The following is a 12,288-nucleotide window of genomic DNA, read 5'->3' as shown; positions in this document are numbered from 1 at the left end:
GTCTAGGATCCCGCTGCGGGCGCGGCGCACGACCGCGGCCGCGCGGGGAGACAGCATGCGGTACACCGACCGGCCCGGGGCCCGGCGCGAGGTGCACATCGCCGCCGATCCGGCACGGGTGTGGGAGATCGTGACGGACGTCGAGGCGATGACGGGGTGGAGCCCGGAACTGGAACGGGTGGAGTGGCAGGACGGTGCCGCCGGCCCGGCGCCGGGCGTCCGTTACGTCGGGCACAACCGCCACCCCGTCGTCGGCGAGTGGCGTACGACGTCGGAATTCACACAGTGCGCTCCGCAACGGACGCTCACCTGGTGCGTCCTGGACACCGAGGGGCTCTACAGCAGCCCCGCGAAGGACACCACGGCCCCCATGGCCACATGGTCCTTCGCCCTCACCCCCACGCCCGGGGGCGGCACGGCGCTGCGCCAGTCGGTCACCCTCGGCCCCGCCCCCTCGGGCCTGAGCGTGTTCATCGACCGCGCCCCCGACCAGGAGGAGGCGATCATCGCCCACCGTCTGGGAGAGCTGGCCACGGGCATGGAGGCCACCCTGGAGGGGATCAAGGGGGCGGCGGAGGCCTGACCGTCGTCGCCCACGTCGCCGTCAACCGGCCGCCCGCACCGGTATGTTGCCGAGGCCCTCGGGTTAGGGTGTGCCGCGGAACGCGACGGCGACGAGGGAGTCCAGCACTGTGAACGAACGGCCGGCAAGCGGCATGCTGATCAACTCCTCCGTGGCGCACCCCGCCCGGGTCTACAACGCGTGGCTGGGGGGCAAGGACAACTACCCCGTCGACCAGGAGGCGGCCGAGCTGGCCGCCGCGGCCAACCCGCGCATCATCCAGGCCGTCCGCGCCAACCGGGCCTTCCTCGGCCGTGCGGTGCGCGAGCTGTCGGCCACCGCGGGAATCCGGCAGTTCCTCGACATCGGCACCGGCATACCCGCGGCGGACAACACCCACGAGGTGGCGCAGCGGGCCGACCCCGGCGCCCGGGTCGTCTACGTGGACAACGACCCGGTCGTCCTGGCCCACGCCGAGGCGCTGCTGGTCAGCGGCCGCGACGGGGCGACGGACTACGTCCAGGCCGATCTGCGCGAGGTGGACCACATCCTGGAACGGGCCGCCGCGACGCTGGACCTCTCGCAGCCGGTCGGCCTCATGCTCATCGCCGTGCTGCAGTACATCCCGGACGCCGACGACCCGTTCGCGCTGACCGCGGCCCTCCTGGACGCCCTGCCTTCCGGCAGTCATCTCGTCGTCTCCCACCCGGCCTCGGACATCGCCGCCGAGGAGGTCGCGGAGTCGATGCGGGTCTACAACGAGCGCGCCGACGAGCACGCGGGCGCCACCCCGCGCACGCACGACCGCGTCACCCGTTTCTTCCAGGGCACCGAGCTCCTGGAGCCCGGGGTCGTCGAACTCCCCCAGTGGCGCCCGGACGCCGGGACCGTCACGGACACGGGCCCGCTCCCGATGTGGTGCGGCGTCGGCCGCAAGCCCTGACCGCACGGGCCGTGCGGCGGAACGGGAGGCGGGGCAACGACTCCCGCCTCTTCGGGCACCTTCCCTGCCCCTGGGCTTCCTGACCGGGTACCGGCGTCGCGTTTAACGTCCGGGAGTGAGCCTTTGGACTTCCCTGGAACCCGCCTCCGCGACCGTGGACCCGGGTGGCAGTACGACGGTACGGCTGCGGCTGCGCAACACCGGTGACGTGGTGGACGAGTACCGCTTCGAGGCGGTCGGTTCCCTCGCGCCCTGGACCGCGGTGGAGCCGCAGACGCTCCGGCTGTACCCGGGTACGACGGGGTCGGTGGAGCTGACGTTCGCTCCGCCGCGCACGCCGGACGCGACGGCGGGCCCCCATCCGTACGGGGTGCGGATCACGCCGACGGAGCACCCGGAGGCGACGACCGTCCCGGAGGGGAACGTCACGGTCACTCCGTTCACGGAGGTACGGGCGGAACTGGTGCCGCCGACGGTCAAGGGCCGCTTCCGGGGGCGTCCGAAGCTGGCCGTGGACAACCTGGGCAACACCAGGCTGACGGCCTCGGTGAGCGGCAGCGACAACGGCGACCAGTTGTCGTACGAGATCCGGCCGAGCAATGTGCAGATCGAGCCGGGCCGTGCGGCGTTCGTGAAGACGGTGCTGAAGCCGCGGCAGATCATCTGGTTCGGCGCCAAGGAGTCCCGGCCGTACGCGCTGAACGTGCAGCGGTCCGGTGTGACGCCGCTGAAGACGGAGGGCACCTACGTCCAGCGGGGGTTCCTGCCGCGCTGGCTGGCCACCTTCCTCGGGCTCTTCCTGGCCCTGGCGATCGCCTTCGTCATGCTGTGGATCTCCTACAAGCCGCAGGTGCGCACCGCGGCCACCGAGAAGGTGGCCGCGGCCGACGTCGGCACCCTGCCGCCCTCCGCCGCGCCCTCCCTCAAGGCACCCGAGAGCCCCGCCGCCCAGCCCTCCTCCCCCGAGGGCCAGTCCTCGGCCGGCGCGGGGGACGGCGGCGGGGGCGGTGGTGGCGGCGGGGGCGCGAAGGACAAGGAGACCAAGGCCCCGGAGACGACCGCGGCGACCGCCGTCAAGCAGCTCGCCGCGCAGGACCCGGGCGGGCGGCACGTCTGCTACCGGGCGTTCGTGGCGGGCGACGGCTGGACGAAGGCGGCGTGCGACGGCCAGCCGGCCGGCACACCGGGCAAGGGGACGATCACGGCCGTCAACATCGCCGTCGCCGGCACGAAGGGCGTCACCAACCGCGCCTTCGTCTACAACCCCGACTCGACCGACGGCTCGGGGAAGTACTTCGATCCGTTCGAGACCGCCGCCGACGGCAGCGACAACTACGTCGGCAGCACCAAGAAGGACGCCCCGCACATGCTGGGCTTCTCCATCAGCGTCGACGGCGGCAAGGGCAACGTCTGCGACACCACCTACATCCACGACGGCGACTGGCTCAATCTGGAGTGCGACCAGCCCGACGCCGGATACCCGTTCACCTACGCCGGAACCCACGACAACAACGAGTGGATCCAGGCGTTCACCATCACCGTGTGACCCGGCGAGGGGAGCGGCCGCCCGCGCACGGCGCGCGGGCGGCCGCCTTCCGTTCTCCGGGAACCGTGGGCCGGGCTCAGCCCACCGCCGCCGTCGCCCGCCGCGTCGAGGCGATCGTGGCGGAGCCGACGACCCGTGTGCCGTCGTACAGGACGATGGCCTGGCCGGGGGCGACGCCGCGGACGGGGGCGGTGAAGGCGACCTCCAGGAGGCCGTCCACCAGCTCGGCCGTCACCTCCGTCTCGCCGCCGTGGGCGCGGAGTTGGGCCGTGTAGGTGCCGGGGCCCGAGGGGGCCGCGCCGCACCAGCGGGGCTTGACGGCGGTGAGGGCGTCGACGTCCAGGGCGGCGGCCGGGCCGACCGTGACCGTGTTCGTCACCGGGGAGATGTCCAGGACGTAGCGCGGCTTGCCGTCGGCGGCCGGGGTGCCCAGGCGCAGGCCCTTGCGCTGGCCGATGGTGAACCCGTAAGCGCCCTCGTGGCTGCCCACCTTGGCGCCGGACTCGTCGACGATGTCGCCCTCCGCCCGGCCCAGGCGGTTCGCGAGGAAGCCCTGGGTGTCGCCGTCGGCGATGAAGCAGATGTCGTGCGAGTCGGGCTTCCTGGCCACGGCCAGGCCCCGGCGCTCGGCCTCCGCGCGGATCTCGTCCTTCGTCGTCACCGTGTCGCCGAGCGGGAACATGGCGTGGGCGAGCTGCCTGTCGTCCAGCACGCCGAGGACGTACGACTGGTCCTTGGCCATGTCGGAGGCGCGGTGCAGTTCGCGGGTGCCGTCCTCGCGCAGGATCACCTGGGCGTAGTGGCCGGTGCAGACCGCGTCGAAGCCGAGCGCGAGCGCCTTGTCGAGCAGCGCGGCGAACTTGATCCTCTCGTTGCAGCGCAGACAGGGGTTGGGGGTGCGGCCGGCCTCGTACTCGGCGACGAAGTCCTCCACCACGTCCTCGCGGAACCGCTCGGCGAGGTCCCAGACGTAGAACGGGATGCCGATGACGTCCGCGGCGCGGCGGGCGTCCCGCGAGTCCTCGATGGTGCAACAGCCCCGCGCGCCCGTACGGAACGACTGCGGGTTCGCGGAGAGCGCGAGGTGGACGCCGGTGACGTCGTGGCCCGCTTCCGCGGCGCGGGCGGCGGCGACGGCGGAGTCGACCCCGCCGGACATGGCGGCGAGGACGCGAAGGGGGCGGGGGCGCTGCGGGGTGTCGTCAGTCATAGCCCCTCCAGGGTACGGGTCGGCGGGAACCGGAACCCCCGGATATCCGTTCTCCCGTACATGGGGGCTGAACAGACGGAGGAGAAGACGGAGCGCCCGCGGACGTCCGAGGACGACGGCGACCGGCGGCTCGGGCGGCGGGCGCTGCTCGTCGGCGGCGCGGCGGCCGCGCTGGGCACGGTCGTACTGGCCCGGGACGAGCTGTCGCACCTGTGGTGGCGGCTGCCGGGCGTGGAGCGGCCGCGCGAGGGCGGCGCGGTCGACTACCGGGGCGCCCAGTGGATAGCCGCCGCCTCCGCCAATCTGCGGCGGGCGGACCGGCCCGACGACTACCCCATCGACCGGGTGATCATCCACGTCACCCAGGGCAGCTACAGCAGCGCGGTCAACGTCTTCCAGGACCCCTCGCACAAGGCGGCGGCGCACTACGTCATACGCAAGGACGGCCATGTCGCGCAGATGATCCGCGAACTGGACGTGGCGTTCCACGCGGGCAACCGGAAGTACAACGAGCGGAGCATCGGCATAGAGCACGAGGGCTTCGTGGAGAAGGCGTCCTCGTTCACGGACGCGATGTACGAGGCGTCGGCGCGGCTGACGGCGGCGATCTGCGCGCGGTACGCGATACCCGTCGACCGCACGCACATCATCGGCCATGTGGAGGTGCCGGGCACGGACCACACCGATCCCGGGCGGTACTGGGACTGGGACCGGTACATGAAGCTGGTGCGCAGGGCGCGTACGGCCGCCGCGGCGTAGGCGACCGGGCTTGACGCGAGTTATGTGAGGCCCGCCGTGCGGGCGCGTTCCACGGCCGGGCCGATCGCCTTGGCGACGGCCGCCACGTCGGCCTCGGTGGACGTGTGGCCGAGGGAGAAGCGCAGGGTGCCGCGGGCGAGGTCGGGGTCGGTGCCGGTGGCGAGGAGGACGTGGCTGGGCTGGGCGACGCCCGCCGTGCAGGCGGAGCCGGTGGAGCACTCGATGCCCTGGGCGTCCAGCAGGAGCAGCAGGGAGTCGCCCTCGCAGCCGGGGAAGGTGAAGTGCGCGTTGGCGGGCAGCCGGCCCCCCGGAGCGGGGTCGCCGCCGAGAAGCGCGTCGGGGACGGCCGTCCGGACGGCGTCGACGAGCTGGTCGCGCAGGGCGCCGATCTCCCGGGCGAACTCCTCGCGCCGCTCGGCGGCGAGCCGGCCCGCGACGGCGAAGGAGGCGATCGCGGGTACGTCGAGCGTGCCGGAGCGCACGTGCCGCTCCTGGCCGCCGCCGTGCAGCACGGGGACGGGGTCCTGGTCACGGCCGAGGACCAGCGCGCCGATGCCGTACGGGCCGCCGATCTTGTGACCGGAGACGGTCATCGCGGCGAGGCCGGAGGCGGCGAAGTCCACCGGGACCTGGCCGAAGGCCTGGACGGCGTCGGCGTGCAGCGGCACGTCGAACTCCCGCGCCACCTCGGCCAGTTCGGTGACCGGGAAGAGGGTGCCGATCTCGTTGTTGGCCCACATGACCGTGGCGAGCGCCACGTCCTGGGGGTTGCGGGCGAGGGCCTCGCGCAGCGCCTCGGGGTGGACCCTGCCGTAGGTGTCGACGGGGAGGTACTCGACGGTGGCGCCCTCGCGTTCGCCGAGCCAGTGGACGGCGTCCAGGACGGCGTGGTGCTCGACGGGGCTGGCGAGGACGCGGGTGCGGCGGGGGTCGGCGGCGCGGCGGGACCAGTACAGGCCCTTGACGGCGAGGTTGTCGGCCTCGGTGCCGCCGGAGGTGAACACGACCTCGCTGGGGCGGGCGCCGAGCGCCTCGGCGAGGGATTCGCGGGACTCCTCGACCGTGCGGCGGGCCCTGCGGCCGGATGCGTGGAGGGAGGACGCGTTGCCGGTGATCCCGAGCTGGGCGGTCAGCGCCGCCGCGGCCTCGGGGAGCATGGGCGTGGTGGCGGCGTGGTCGAGGTATGCCATGGTGAGGCGAATTCTACGGGGGCGCCGCGCTCGCTTTGGCGGGCGGTGGGTGGGGGTTGGCGACGAGTGCCCCGGTCAGAAGCTCCAGGAGACCGTGTTGTCGGCCTGCATCAAGGTGACCAGGACGATCAGGTCGGCCACACCCAGGGTGAGGCCGAGGATCGCTCGGCCCGGGCGCTTGGTGCCTCGCCAGAGCGCGACCGACGCCAGGACGATGGCGATGGGGCCCAGGAAGAGGTTGAGGACCAGCAGGCCGAGCAGGCCGAGGACGAAGGACGCCACGGCCATGCCGTCGGTGTCCCGCTTGCCGGTGCGCCGGGTCGGTGTGGCGGTGAGTTCCATGGTGCGGTCAGCTCCAGACGGTTGGAGGTGGACGGCGGACGTCAGTGCGCCGAGGTGTGGCGCCGGCGCCCGTACCGCTCGCGGACGGCGAAGACCGTGAGCCAGAGCGCGATGACGCCCGCGGCGACGAGGGTGACGGGGAGCGGGGCGTGGGCGACGGTGCCGAGCACGGTGCCCAGCAGCAGGAGTGCGGCGACGAGGAGCAGCATGGGACGGGACCCCCTTCGGTGAACCGTTGCGGATTACAGTTGTTCACTGACTTCCCAGTCTAGGGCGACTCATGACTTTCCAAGTACGGAGAACAGTTGTTAACTGCATGGCATGAGTCACACTTTCGGTGTCCGCCAGGCCCAGAAGCAGAGGACCCGCCGGGCGCTCCTGGACGCCGCGCTCGGGCTGCTGGAGGAGCAGAGCCTGAGCAGCCTGGGGCTGCGGGAGGTCACGCGGGCGGTGGGGGTCGCACCGACCGCCTTCTACCGGCACTTCCGTTCGACGGCCGACCTCGGCGTCGCGCTCGTCGAGGAGGCGCTCGGCTCGCTGCACCCGATGATCGGCGCGACGGTGTCCGTCCCCGGCGACAGCGAGGAACGCATCGCCCGCGCCGTCGAGTTGATCTCCCGGCACGTGGAGGCGCACCCCGCGCACGTGCGGTTCGTCGCCCGTGAGCGGCACGGCGGGGTGGCGCCGGTGCGGGAGGCGATACGCCGGGAACTGGCCCGGTTCGCCGAGGAGGTGCGCGGCGAGCTCGCCGGGCAGCCGGAGTCCGCGGGCTGGAGCGACGACGACCTGCTGATGCTCGCGGAGCTCTACGTCGACCAGATGCTGGTGACGGCCTCACTCTTCCTGGAGGCCAGTGAGGCGGAAGAGACGGAAGAGGCGGAAGGATCCGAAGAAACCGAAGGGGCGGAGGGGACCGAGGGGACCGAGGGAGCCACGACCGCCGAGCAGCGGGACGCGGCCGGCCGCGCGCGCGACCGCGTGGCCCGGGTGGCCGCCCGCCAGTTGCGGCTCATCAGCATCGGCCGACGTCACTGGCTGGACGGCTGAGGGCCCACGGGTCCCCCTACAGCCGCACCCTCGCCAGTTGGCGGGACTGGGCGACCAGGCGGTCGGAGGCGTCCCAGACCTCGGCGTCCTCCTCCAGGAAGCCGCCGGCCAGGTTGCGGGTGGTGATCGAGACCCGCAGCGGGCCGGGGGCCGGGCGGGCGCGGACGTGGACGGTGAGTTCGACGGTGGGGACCCAGCCGGAGAGGCCGAGTTCGAAGGCGGTCGGGGGCAGCGCGTCGACCGCCAGCAGCAGCGAGAGCGGGTCGGCGTCGCGGCCGTCGGCCAGGCCGAACCAGGCGCGCATCTCGCCCTTGCCGGACGGGGAGCCCAGCGCCCAGCCCAGGGTCGCGGGGTCCACCCGGGCCGTCACCCGCTCGGTGAACGTCGAGGCGCCGAAGACCGGGGTGGGCGAGTCGCCGGAGCCGAAGCACTGGTCGGGCGGCGGGATCGCGGGCGGCTCGGCGGAGGTGCGGACGTCGTCGGGGAGGGCGTCCAGGTCGCCGTAGGAGGCGAGGACGCGGATCCGCTCGACCTCCCGCCCCTCGTCGTCGTACTGGAAGAGGGAGGCCTGGCCGGTGGAGAGGGTGCGGCCGGTGCGGACGACGTCCGTGCGGACAACCGAGGGGCCGGGGCGGGAGGCGGTGAGGTAGTGCGCGGAGACGGTGAACGGGTCGGCGTGCGGCAGCGTGTCCGCGAGGGCGCGGCCGAGGACCGCGAGGAGATAGCCGCCGTTGACCGCGTTCAGGATCGTCCAGCCGGCGGAGAGGTCGATGTCGTAGACACCGGGGACGTCGGGGTCGCGTCGGGTGACCCGGGTGTCCCGGTCGAACTCGCTGTCGCCGATCGTGGCCCGGGCGGCGGGAGCGACGGGCGGTGCGGTGGGTGCGTCTGACATGGAAGAACCGTACAACAGGCAAATACTAAGCGGTAGCTTTCTCTCGTTCGCCCGCCTCGGCCGCCGACGCGCCCGGCTCGCCGGCCCCGGCCGGCGTGGAGGCCTCCTCCGGCACCTCCCGCACCGTCGAGCGCCGGTTCCACGCCCGCGGGGCCCGCCAGTGGAAGCGCAGGGCGAGCAGCCGCAGGACGAAGGCCGTGGTCACCGCGAACGCCGTGGTGAACGCGGTCAGCACGTCGTAGTGGAGGAAGACGGCGACCATGCACGCGCCGACGATCGCCGGCACCGCGTACAGATCGCGGTCCCAGCGCAGCAGCGAGGGCACCTCGTTGGCGAGGACGTCCCGCAGCACTCCCCCGCCCACCGCGGTGGCCAGCCCGAGCGCGGCCGAGGCGGTGAGGTTGAGCCCGTACTCGTACGCCTTCGTCGTGCCGGCGACGCAGAACAGGCCGAGACCGGCCGCGTCGAAGACGTTGACCGCGCCCTGGATCCGCTCCACCTGCGGGTGGAGGAAGAAGACCAGCAGCGCGGCGCAGAGCGGGGTGACGAAGTACCCCTTGTCGGTGAAGGCGGCCGGCGGCACGGCACCGATGATCAGATCGCGGAAGAGGCCGCCGCCGAGCGCGGTGACCTCCGCGAGCACGGCGATGCCGAAGACGTCGAAGTTCTTGCGCACGGCCAGCAGCGCACCGGAGATCGCGAAGACGAAGATGCCGACGAGGTCCAGCGTGTGCTGGACGGACGGGCTGAACAGTTGCTGGAGCACCCTTCCATTCTTACTCGCTTCCAGCCGTGGACCTTCCAAAACAAGGCCCACGACCGAAAACGTCTTACATAGTGGGCGTCTAGGAGAGCTCGGGCCTGCCCGTGGAGTAGAGCCAGGTGTCGAAGAGGTCGACGAGCCGCTGCCCGGAGATCTTCTCGGCGAGGCGGACGAAGTCGGCCGTCTCCGCGTTGCCGTAGCGGTGCAGCCGGGTCCAGGCGGGCAGCAGCCGGAAGAAGGCCCGGTCGCCGATGCGTTCGCGCAGCACCTGGAGGGTCATCGCGCCCCGGTCGTAGACGGCGGAGGCGAACATGGTGTCGCGCTGCGGGTCGGCCACCTTCACCTGCCAGAACGCGCTGTCCGCCGGGCGGGAGTCGTAGTCGGCGAGGAAGGAGTCGTGCGCCGAGCGGGTGCCCTGGTGCTCGGCCCACAGCCACTGGGCGTAGGTGGCGAAGCCCTCGTTGAGCCAGATGTCCTTCCAGTGCTTGACGGAGACGGAGTCGCCGAACCACTGGTGGGCCAGCTCGTGCACGATGGTCGACGCACTGCGGACGGCCGAGTAGGCGGGCTTGGACTGCACCTCCAGCGAGAAGCCGGCCTGGGGCATGTCGTCGACGATCGCCCCGGTCTCCTCGAAGGGGTACGGACCGAAGACCTCGGACCAGTAGTCCGTCGCCTCGGCGGTGACGGCGTAGACGTCGACGTTGTTGCTGTTCTTCAGGACCGGGTCGACGGCGACGTAGATCGGGGTGCCGGCGGGGGTGCGGCCCGTCCTGACGTCGAACTTCCCGATGGTGGCGGTGGCCAGGTAGGAGGCCATGGGCCGGCTCTCGCGCCAGTGGGCGTAGGTGGAGTCGCCGCGGTCCCGGGTGGAGACCAGCCGTCCGTTGGAGACGCCGGTCAGGCCGCGCGGGGCCTTGATGCGGATGTCGTAGGTGGCCTTGTCGGAGGGGTGGTCGCTGGAGGGGAACCACGTGGAGGCGGCGTTGGGCTCGCAGGCCACGAAGACGCCGTCGTCGGTCTTCATCCACCCGTAGGAGGAGCCGAAGACGATGGGCCCGCCCAGCGGCTCGGGTATGCCGCCGTAGGTGACGGAGACGGTGAAGGTGCGGCCCTTGGCGAGGGGCGAGCGCGGGGTGATGCGGATCTCGTGCCCCTCGCGGGCGAACGTCGCACGTCTGCCGTTGACGTCGACGCGGGTGACCTCCAGCTTCTGCAGGTCGAGGTCGAAGGAGGAGAGGTTCTGGGTGGCCCGGGCGGTGAGGGTGGTCCGTCCGTCGAGGCGGTCGGTGTCCGGGTCGTAGGCGACGCTCAGGTCGTAGTGGCGGGCGTCGAAGCCGCCGTTGCCGAGCTGGGGGAAGTAGCTGTCACCGATGCCGGGGGCGCCGGGGGCGGGGTGCGCACCGGCGGCGACGACGAGGAAGGAGGCCGCCGCGGTGGCGAGGGTCAGCAGACGTGCCGAACGGGAGAGTGCCATGGGTCGTCCCTTTCGCGCGTGGGCCGATCGATCGTTCGATCGGGCGTGCGGGACGACTCTGCGCTCTCCCGTTCAGGCATGTACATGACTTTGCCAACTCGTCATGCGTTACTTCGGAGTTGACTCCTGACCCTCGGCACCGGCCTCACCGTCGGCGGCGTCGGTGTCGGTGTCGGTGTCGGTGTCGGAAGCGTCGGAGGTGTCAGCGGCGTCGGCCGCCTTCGACGCGGCGGCCTCGCCCGTCACCTTGGTGACGTCCTTGGCCAGCCCCGGCTTCTCCGCCGCACCCTTCGCCGCGCCGGAGGCGTCCTCCGCCGCGGCGGAGGCGCCCTTCGAGACGTCGGCGTCCTTGGCGACGGGCGTCTCCTCCGGCGCGGGCGCCGGCTCCTCCGCCACCTCGGCCGCCACCGCCGCCGACGTGGCCGCGGACTCCGCGAGCGCCTCGTCGGAGACCGTCTCGGCCGCCTTCTTCGCGTCCCGCAGCAGCACGGTGTCCTGCGGCGCCTGGTCGGCGAAGTTCTCCGGGTGGTGGCAGGCCACCTGCTGGCCCGGCCGCAGCTGGAGCAGCGGCGGCTCGGTGGTGCGGCAGATCTCCGTCGCCTTCCAGCACCGGGTGTGGAACCGGCAGCCGCTCGGCGGCGCGATCGGCGAGGGCACGTCGCCCTGGAGCAGGATGCGCTCGCTCTTGGCCGACTTGCGCGACGGGTCCGGGATCGGCACCGCCGACATCAGCGCCTTGGTGTACGGGTGCATCGGCGTCTTGTAGAGCAGGTCGCGGTCGGCCAGCTCCACGATCTTGCCGAGGTACATCACGGCGATGCGGTCGGAGACGTGCCGGACGACGGACAGGTCGTGCGCGATGATCACGTACGTCAGGCCCAGCTCCTGCTGGAGGTCGTCGAGCAGGTTGACGACCTGGGCCTGGATCGACACGTCGAGCGCGGAGACCGGCTCGTCCGCCACGACCAGCTTGGGGCGGAGCGCGAGGGCACGGGCGATGCCGATGCGCTGCCGCTGGCCGCCGGAGAACTCGTGCGGGTAGCGGTTGTAGTGCTCGGGGCTGAGGCCCACGACCGACAGCAGCCGCTGCACTTCCTTCTTGACGCCGCCCTCGGGCGAGACGCCCTGGAGCTTGAAGGGAGCGCCGATGATCGTGCCGATGGTGTGGCGCGGGTTCAGCGACGAGTACGGGTCCTGGAAGATCATCTGCACGTCGCGGCGCAGCGGGCGCATGCCGCCGACGCCGAGGTGCGTGATGTCCTTGCCCTCGAAGTCGACCTTTCCCGCGGTCGGTTCGAGCAGCCGGGTGATGAGCCGGCCCATCGTGGACTTGCCGCAGCCGGACTCGCCGACGACGCCCAGGGTCTCGCCCCGGCGCACCTCGAAGTCGAGTCCGTCGACCGCCCGGACCGCGCCGACCTGCCGCTGGAGCAGGCCCTTGCGGATCGGGAAGTGCTTCTGCAGACCGGTCACCTTCAGCAGCGTCTCGCCGCTCGCGGCGTCCTTGGTGAGGGTCGCGCCTTCGCTCTTGGCGGGAGTGGTCACAGCTTTGTC

Annotated in this window: 13 protein-coding genes; 5 read left to right on the top strand and 8 right to left on the bottom strand. The window is 72.2% G+C overall.

All coding sequences use genetic code 11. The annotated features are described in order from the left end of the window. The first annotated feature begins 55 nt into the window (after positions 1 to 55). From OIE12_RS23460 to OIE12_RS23450, 3 genes are all read left to right on the top strand, one after another. Positions 56 to 583, top strand: coding sequence for an SRPBCC family protein (locus tag OIE12_RS23460; RefSeq protein ID WP_329138439.1), 528 nt, complete (start codon positions 56 to 58; stop codon positions 581 to 583). Positions 584 to 716: 133 nt separating this feature from the next. Then, positions 717 to 1,505: an SAM-dependent methyltransferase gene (locus OIE12_RS23455; RefSeq protein WP_329142156.1), complete on the top strand. Its 789-nt coding sequence runs from the start codon at positions 717 to 719 to the stop codon at positions 1,503 to 1,505. A gap of 115 nt (positions 1,506 to 1,620) precedes the next feature. Beyond that, the gene (locus tag OIE12_RS23450) at positions 1,621 to 3,051 is read left to right on the top strand and encodes a COG1470 family protein (protein WP_329138437.1); all 1,431 of its coding nucleotides are present in this window, start codon (positions 1,621 to 1,623) and stop codon (positions 3,049 to 3,051) included. Positions 3,052 to 3,127: 76 nt separating this feature from the next. Here OIE12_RS23450 and mnmA read toward each other — a convergent pair whose 3' ends face one another. Next, the gene (gene mnmA / locus OIE12_RS23445; RefSeq protein ID WP_329138435.1) at positions 3,128 to 4,261 is read right to left on the bottom strand and encodes a tRNA 2-thiouridine(34) synthase MnmA; all 1,134 of its coding nucleotides are present in this window, start codon (positions 4,259 to 4,261) and stop codon (positions 3,128 to 3,130) included. Positions 4,262 to 4,321: 60 nt separating this feature from the next. On the opposite strand from mnmA, the gene OIE12_RS23440 reads away from it, so the two are divergent. Next, positions 4,322 to 5,020 (top strand): N-acetylmuramoyl-L-alanine amidase, encoded by a 699-nt coding sequence (locus OIE12_RS23440; protein WP_329138433.1) that lies wholly within the window; start codon positions 4,322 to 4,324, stop codon positions 5,018 to 5,020. Positions 5,021 to 5,040: 20 nt separating this feature from the next. Here OIE12_RS23440 and OIE12_RS23435 read toward each other — a convergent pair whose 3' ends face one another. The 3 genes from OIE12_RS23435 to OIE12_RS23425 all read right to left on the bottom strand — a co-directional run bounded on the left by OIE12_RS23435 (position 5,041) and on the right by OIE12_RS23425 (position 6,761). Beyond that, positions 5,041 to 6,210, bottom strand: a complete 1,170-nt coding sequence (locus OIE12_RS23435; RefSeq protein WP_329138431.1) for a cysteine desulfurase family protein — start codon at positions 6,208 to 6,210, stop codon at positions 5,041 to 5,043. A 75-nt stretch (positions 6,211 to 6,285) separates the two neighbouring features. Next, positions 6,286 to 6,552 (bottom strand): DUF4190 domain-containing protein, encoded by a 267-nt coding sequence (locus OIE12_RS23430; protein WP_329138429.1) that lies wholly within the window; start codon positions 6,550 to 6,552, stop codon positions 6,286 to 6,288. 41 nt (positions 6,553 to 6,593) lie between these two features. Next, the gene (locus OIE12_RS23425; RefSeq protein WP_329138427.1) at positions 6,594 to 6,761 is read right to left on the bottom strand and encodes a hypothetical protein; all 168 of its coding nucleotides are present in this window, start codon (positions 6,759 to 6,761) and stop codon (positions 6,594 to 6,596) included. Between the two features lie 112 nt (positions 6,762 to 6,873). On the opposite strand from OIE12_RS23425, the gene OIE12_RS23420 reads away from it, so the two are divergent. Beyond that, positions 6,874 to 7,599, top strand: coding sequence for a TetR family transcriptional regulator (locus OIE12_RS23420; protein WP_329138425.1), 726 nt, complete (start codon positions 6,874 to 6,876; stop codon positions 7,597 to 7,599). A 16-nt stretch (positions 7,600 to 7,615) separates the two neighbouring features. On the opposite strand, the gene OIE12_RS23415 is transcribed toward OIE12_RS23420, so the two are convergent. From OIE12_RS23415 to OIE12_RS23400, 4 genes are all read right to left on the bottom strand, one after another. Next, positions 7,616 to 8,494: a thioesterase family protein gene (locus OIE12_RS23415; protein WP_329138423.1), complete on the bottom strand. Its 879-nt coding sequence runs from the start codon at positions 8,492 to 8,494 to the stop codon at positions 7,616 to 7,618. A 25-nt stretch (positions 8,495 to 8,519) separates the two neighbouring features. Beyond that, positions 8,520 to 9,260 carry a trimeric intracellular cation channel family protein gene (locus tag OIE12_RS23410; RefSeq protein ID WP_329138421.1) on the bottom strand — a complete coding sequence of 247 codons (741 nt, stop codon included), beginning with the start codon at positions 9,258 to 9,260 and terminating at the stop codon, positions 8,520 to 8,522. 79 nt (positions 9,261 to 9,339) lie between these two features. Next, positions 9,340 to 10,734 (bottom strand): M1 family metallopeptidase, encoded by a 1,395-nt coding sequence (locus tag OIE12_RS23405; RefSeq protein ID WP_329138419.1) that lies wholly within the window; start codon positions 10,732 to 10,734, stop codon positions 9,340 to 9,342. A gap of 108 nt (positions 10,735 to 10,842) precedes the next feature. Beyond that, positions 10,843 to 12,279, bottom strand: a complete 1,437-nt coding sequence (locus OIE12_RS23400; RefSeq protein ID WP_329138417.1) for an ABC transporter ATP-binding protein — start codon at positions 12,277 to 12,279, stop codon at positions 10,843 to 10,845. Positions 12,280 to 12,288: the final 9 nt, after the last annotated feature.

It is taken from the genome of Streptomyces sp. NBC_00670, from assembly GCF_036226765.1.
In the GTDB taxonomy this organism is placed as follows: domain Bacteria; phylum Actinomycetota; class Actinomycetes; order Streptomycetales; family Streptomycetaceae; genus Streptomyces.
The sequence above is the reverse complement of the archived record's forward strand: the minus strand, read 5'-3'. Positions and strand labels throughout refer to the sequence as shown.

Excerpts from the sequence above, each read along its gene's own strand:
- OIE12_RS23430 (WP_329138429.1), bottom strand. The coding sequence starts at position 6,552 with ATGGAACTCACCGCCACACCGACCCGGCGCACCGGCAAGCGGGACACC.
- OIE12_RS23425 (WP_329138427.1), bottom strand. The coding sequence starts at position 6,761 with ATGCTGCTCCTCGTCGCCGCACTCCTGCTGCTGGGCACCGTGCTCGGC.
- OIE12_RS23455 (WP_329142156.1), top strand. The coding sequence starts at position 717 with ATGCTGATCAACTCCTCCGTGGCGCACCCCGCCCGGGTCTACAACGCG.
- OIE12_RS23440 (WP_329138433.1), top strand. The coding sequence starts at position 4,322 with ATGGGGGCTGAACAGACGGAGGAGAAGACGGAGCGCCCGCGGACGTCC.
- OIE12_RS23405 (WP_329138419.1), bottom strand. The coding sequence starts at position 10,734 with ATGGCACTCTCCCGTTCGGCACGTCTGCTGACCCTCGCCACCGCGGCG.
- OIE12_RS23420 (WP_329138425.1), top strand. The coding sequence starts at position 6,874 with ATGAGTCACACTTTCGGTGTCCGCCAGGCCCAGAAGCAGAGGACCCGC.
- OIE12_RS23460 (WP_329138439.1), top strand. The coding sequence starts at position 56 with ATGCGGTACACCGACCGGCCCGGGGCCCGGCGCGAGGTGCACATCGCC.
- mnmA (WP_329138435.1), bottom strand. The coding sequence starts at position 4,261 with ATGACTGACGACACCCCGCAGCGCCCCCGCCCCCTTCGCGTCCTCGCC.
- OIE12_RS23415 (WP_329138423.1), bottom strand. The coding sequence starts at position 8,494 with ATGTCAGACGCACCCACCGCACCGCCCGTCGCTCCCGCCGCCCGGGCC.
- OIE12_RS23435 (WP_329138431.1), bottom strand. The coding sequence starts at position 6,210 with ATGGCATACCTCGACCACGCCGCCACCACGCCCATGCTCCCCGAGGCC.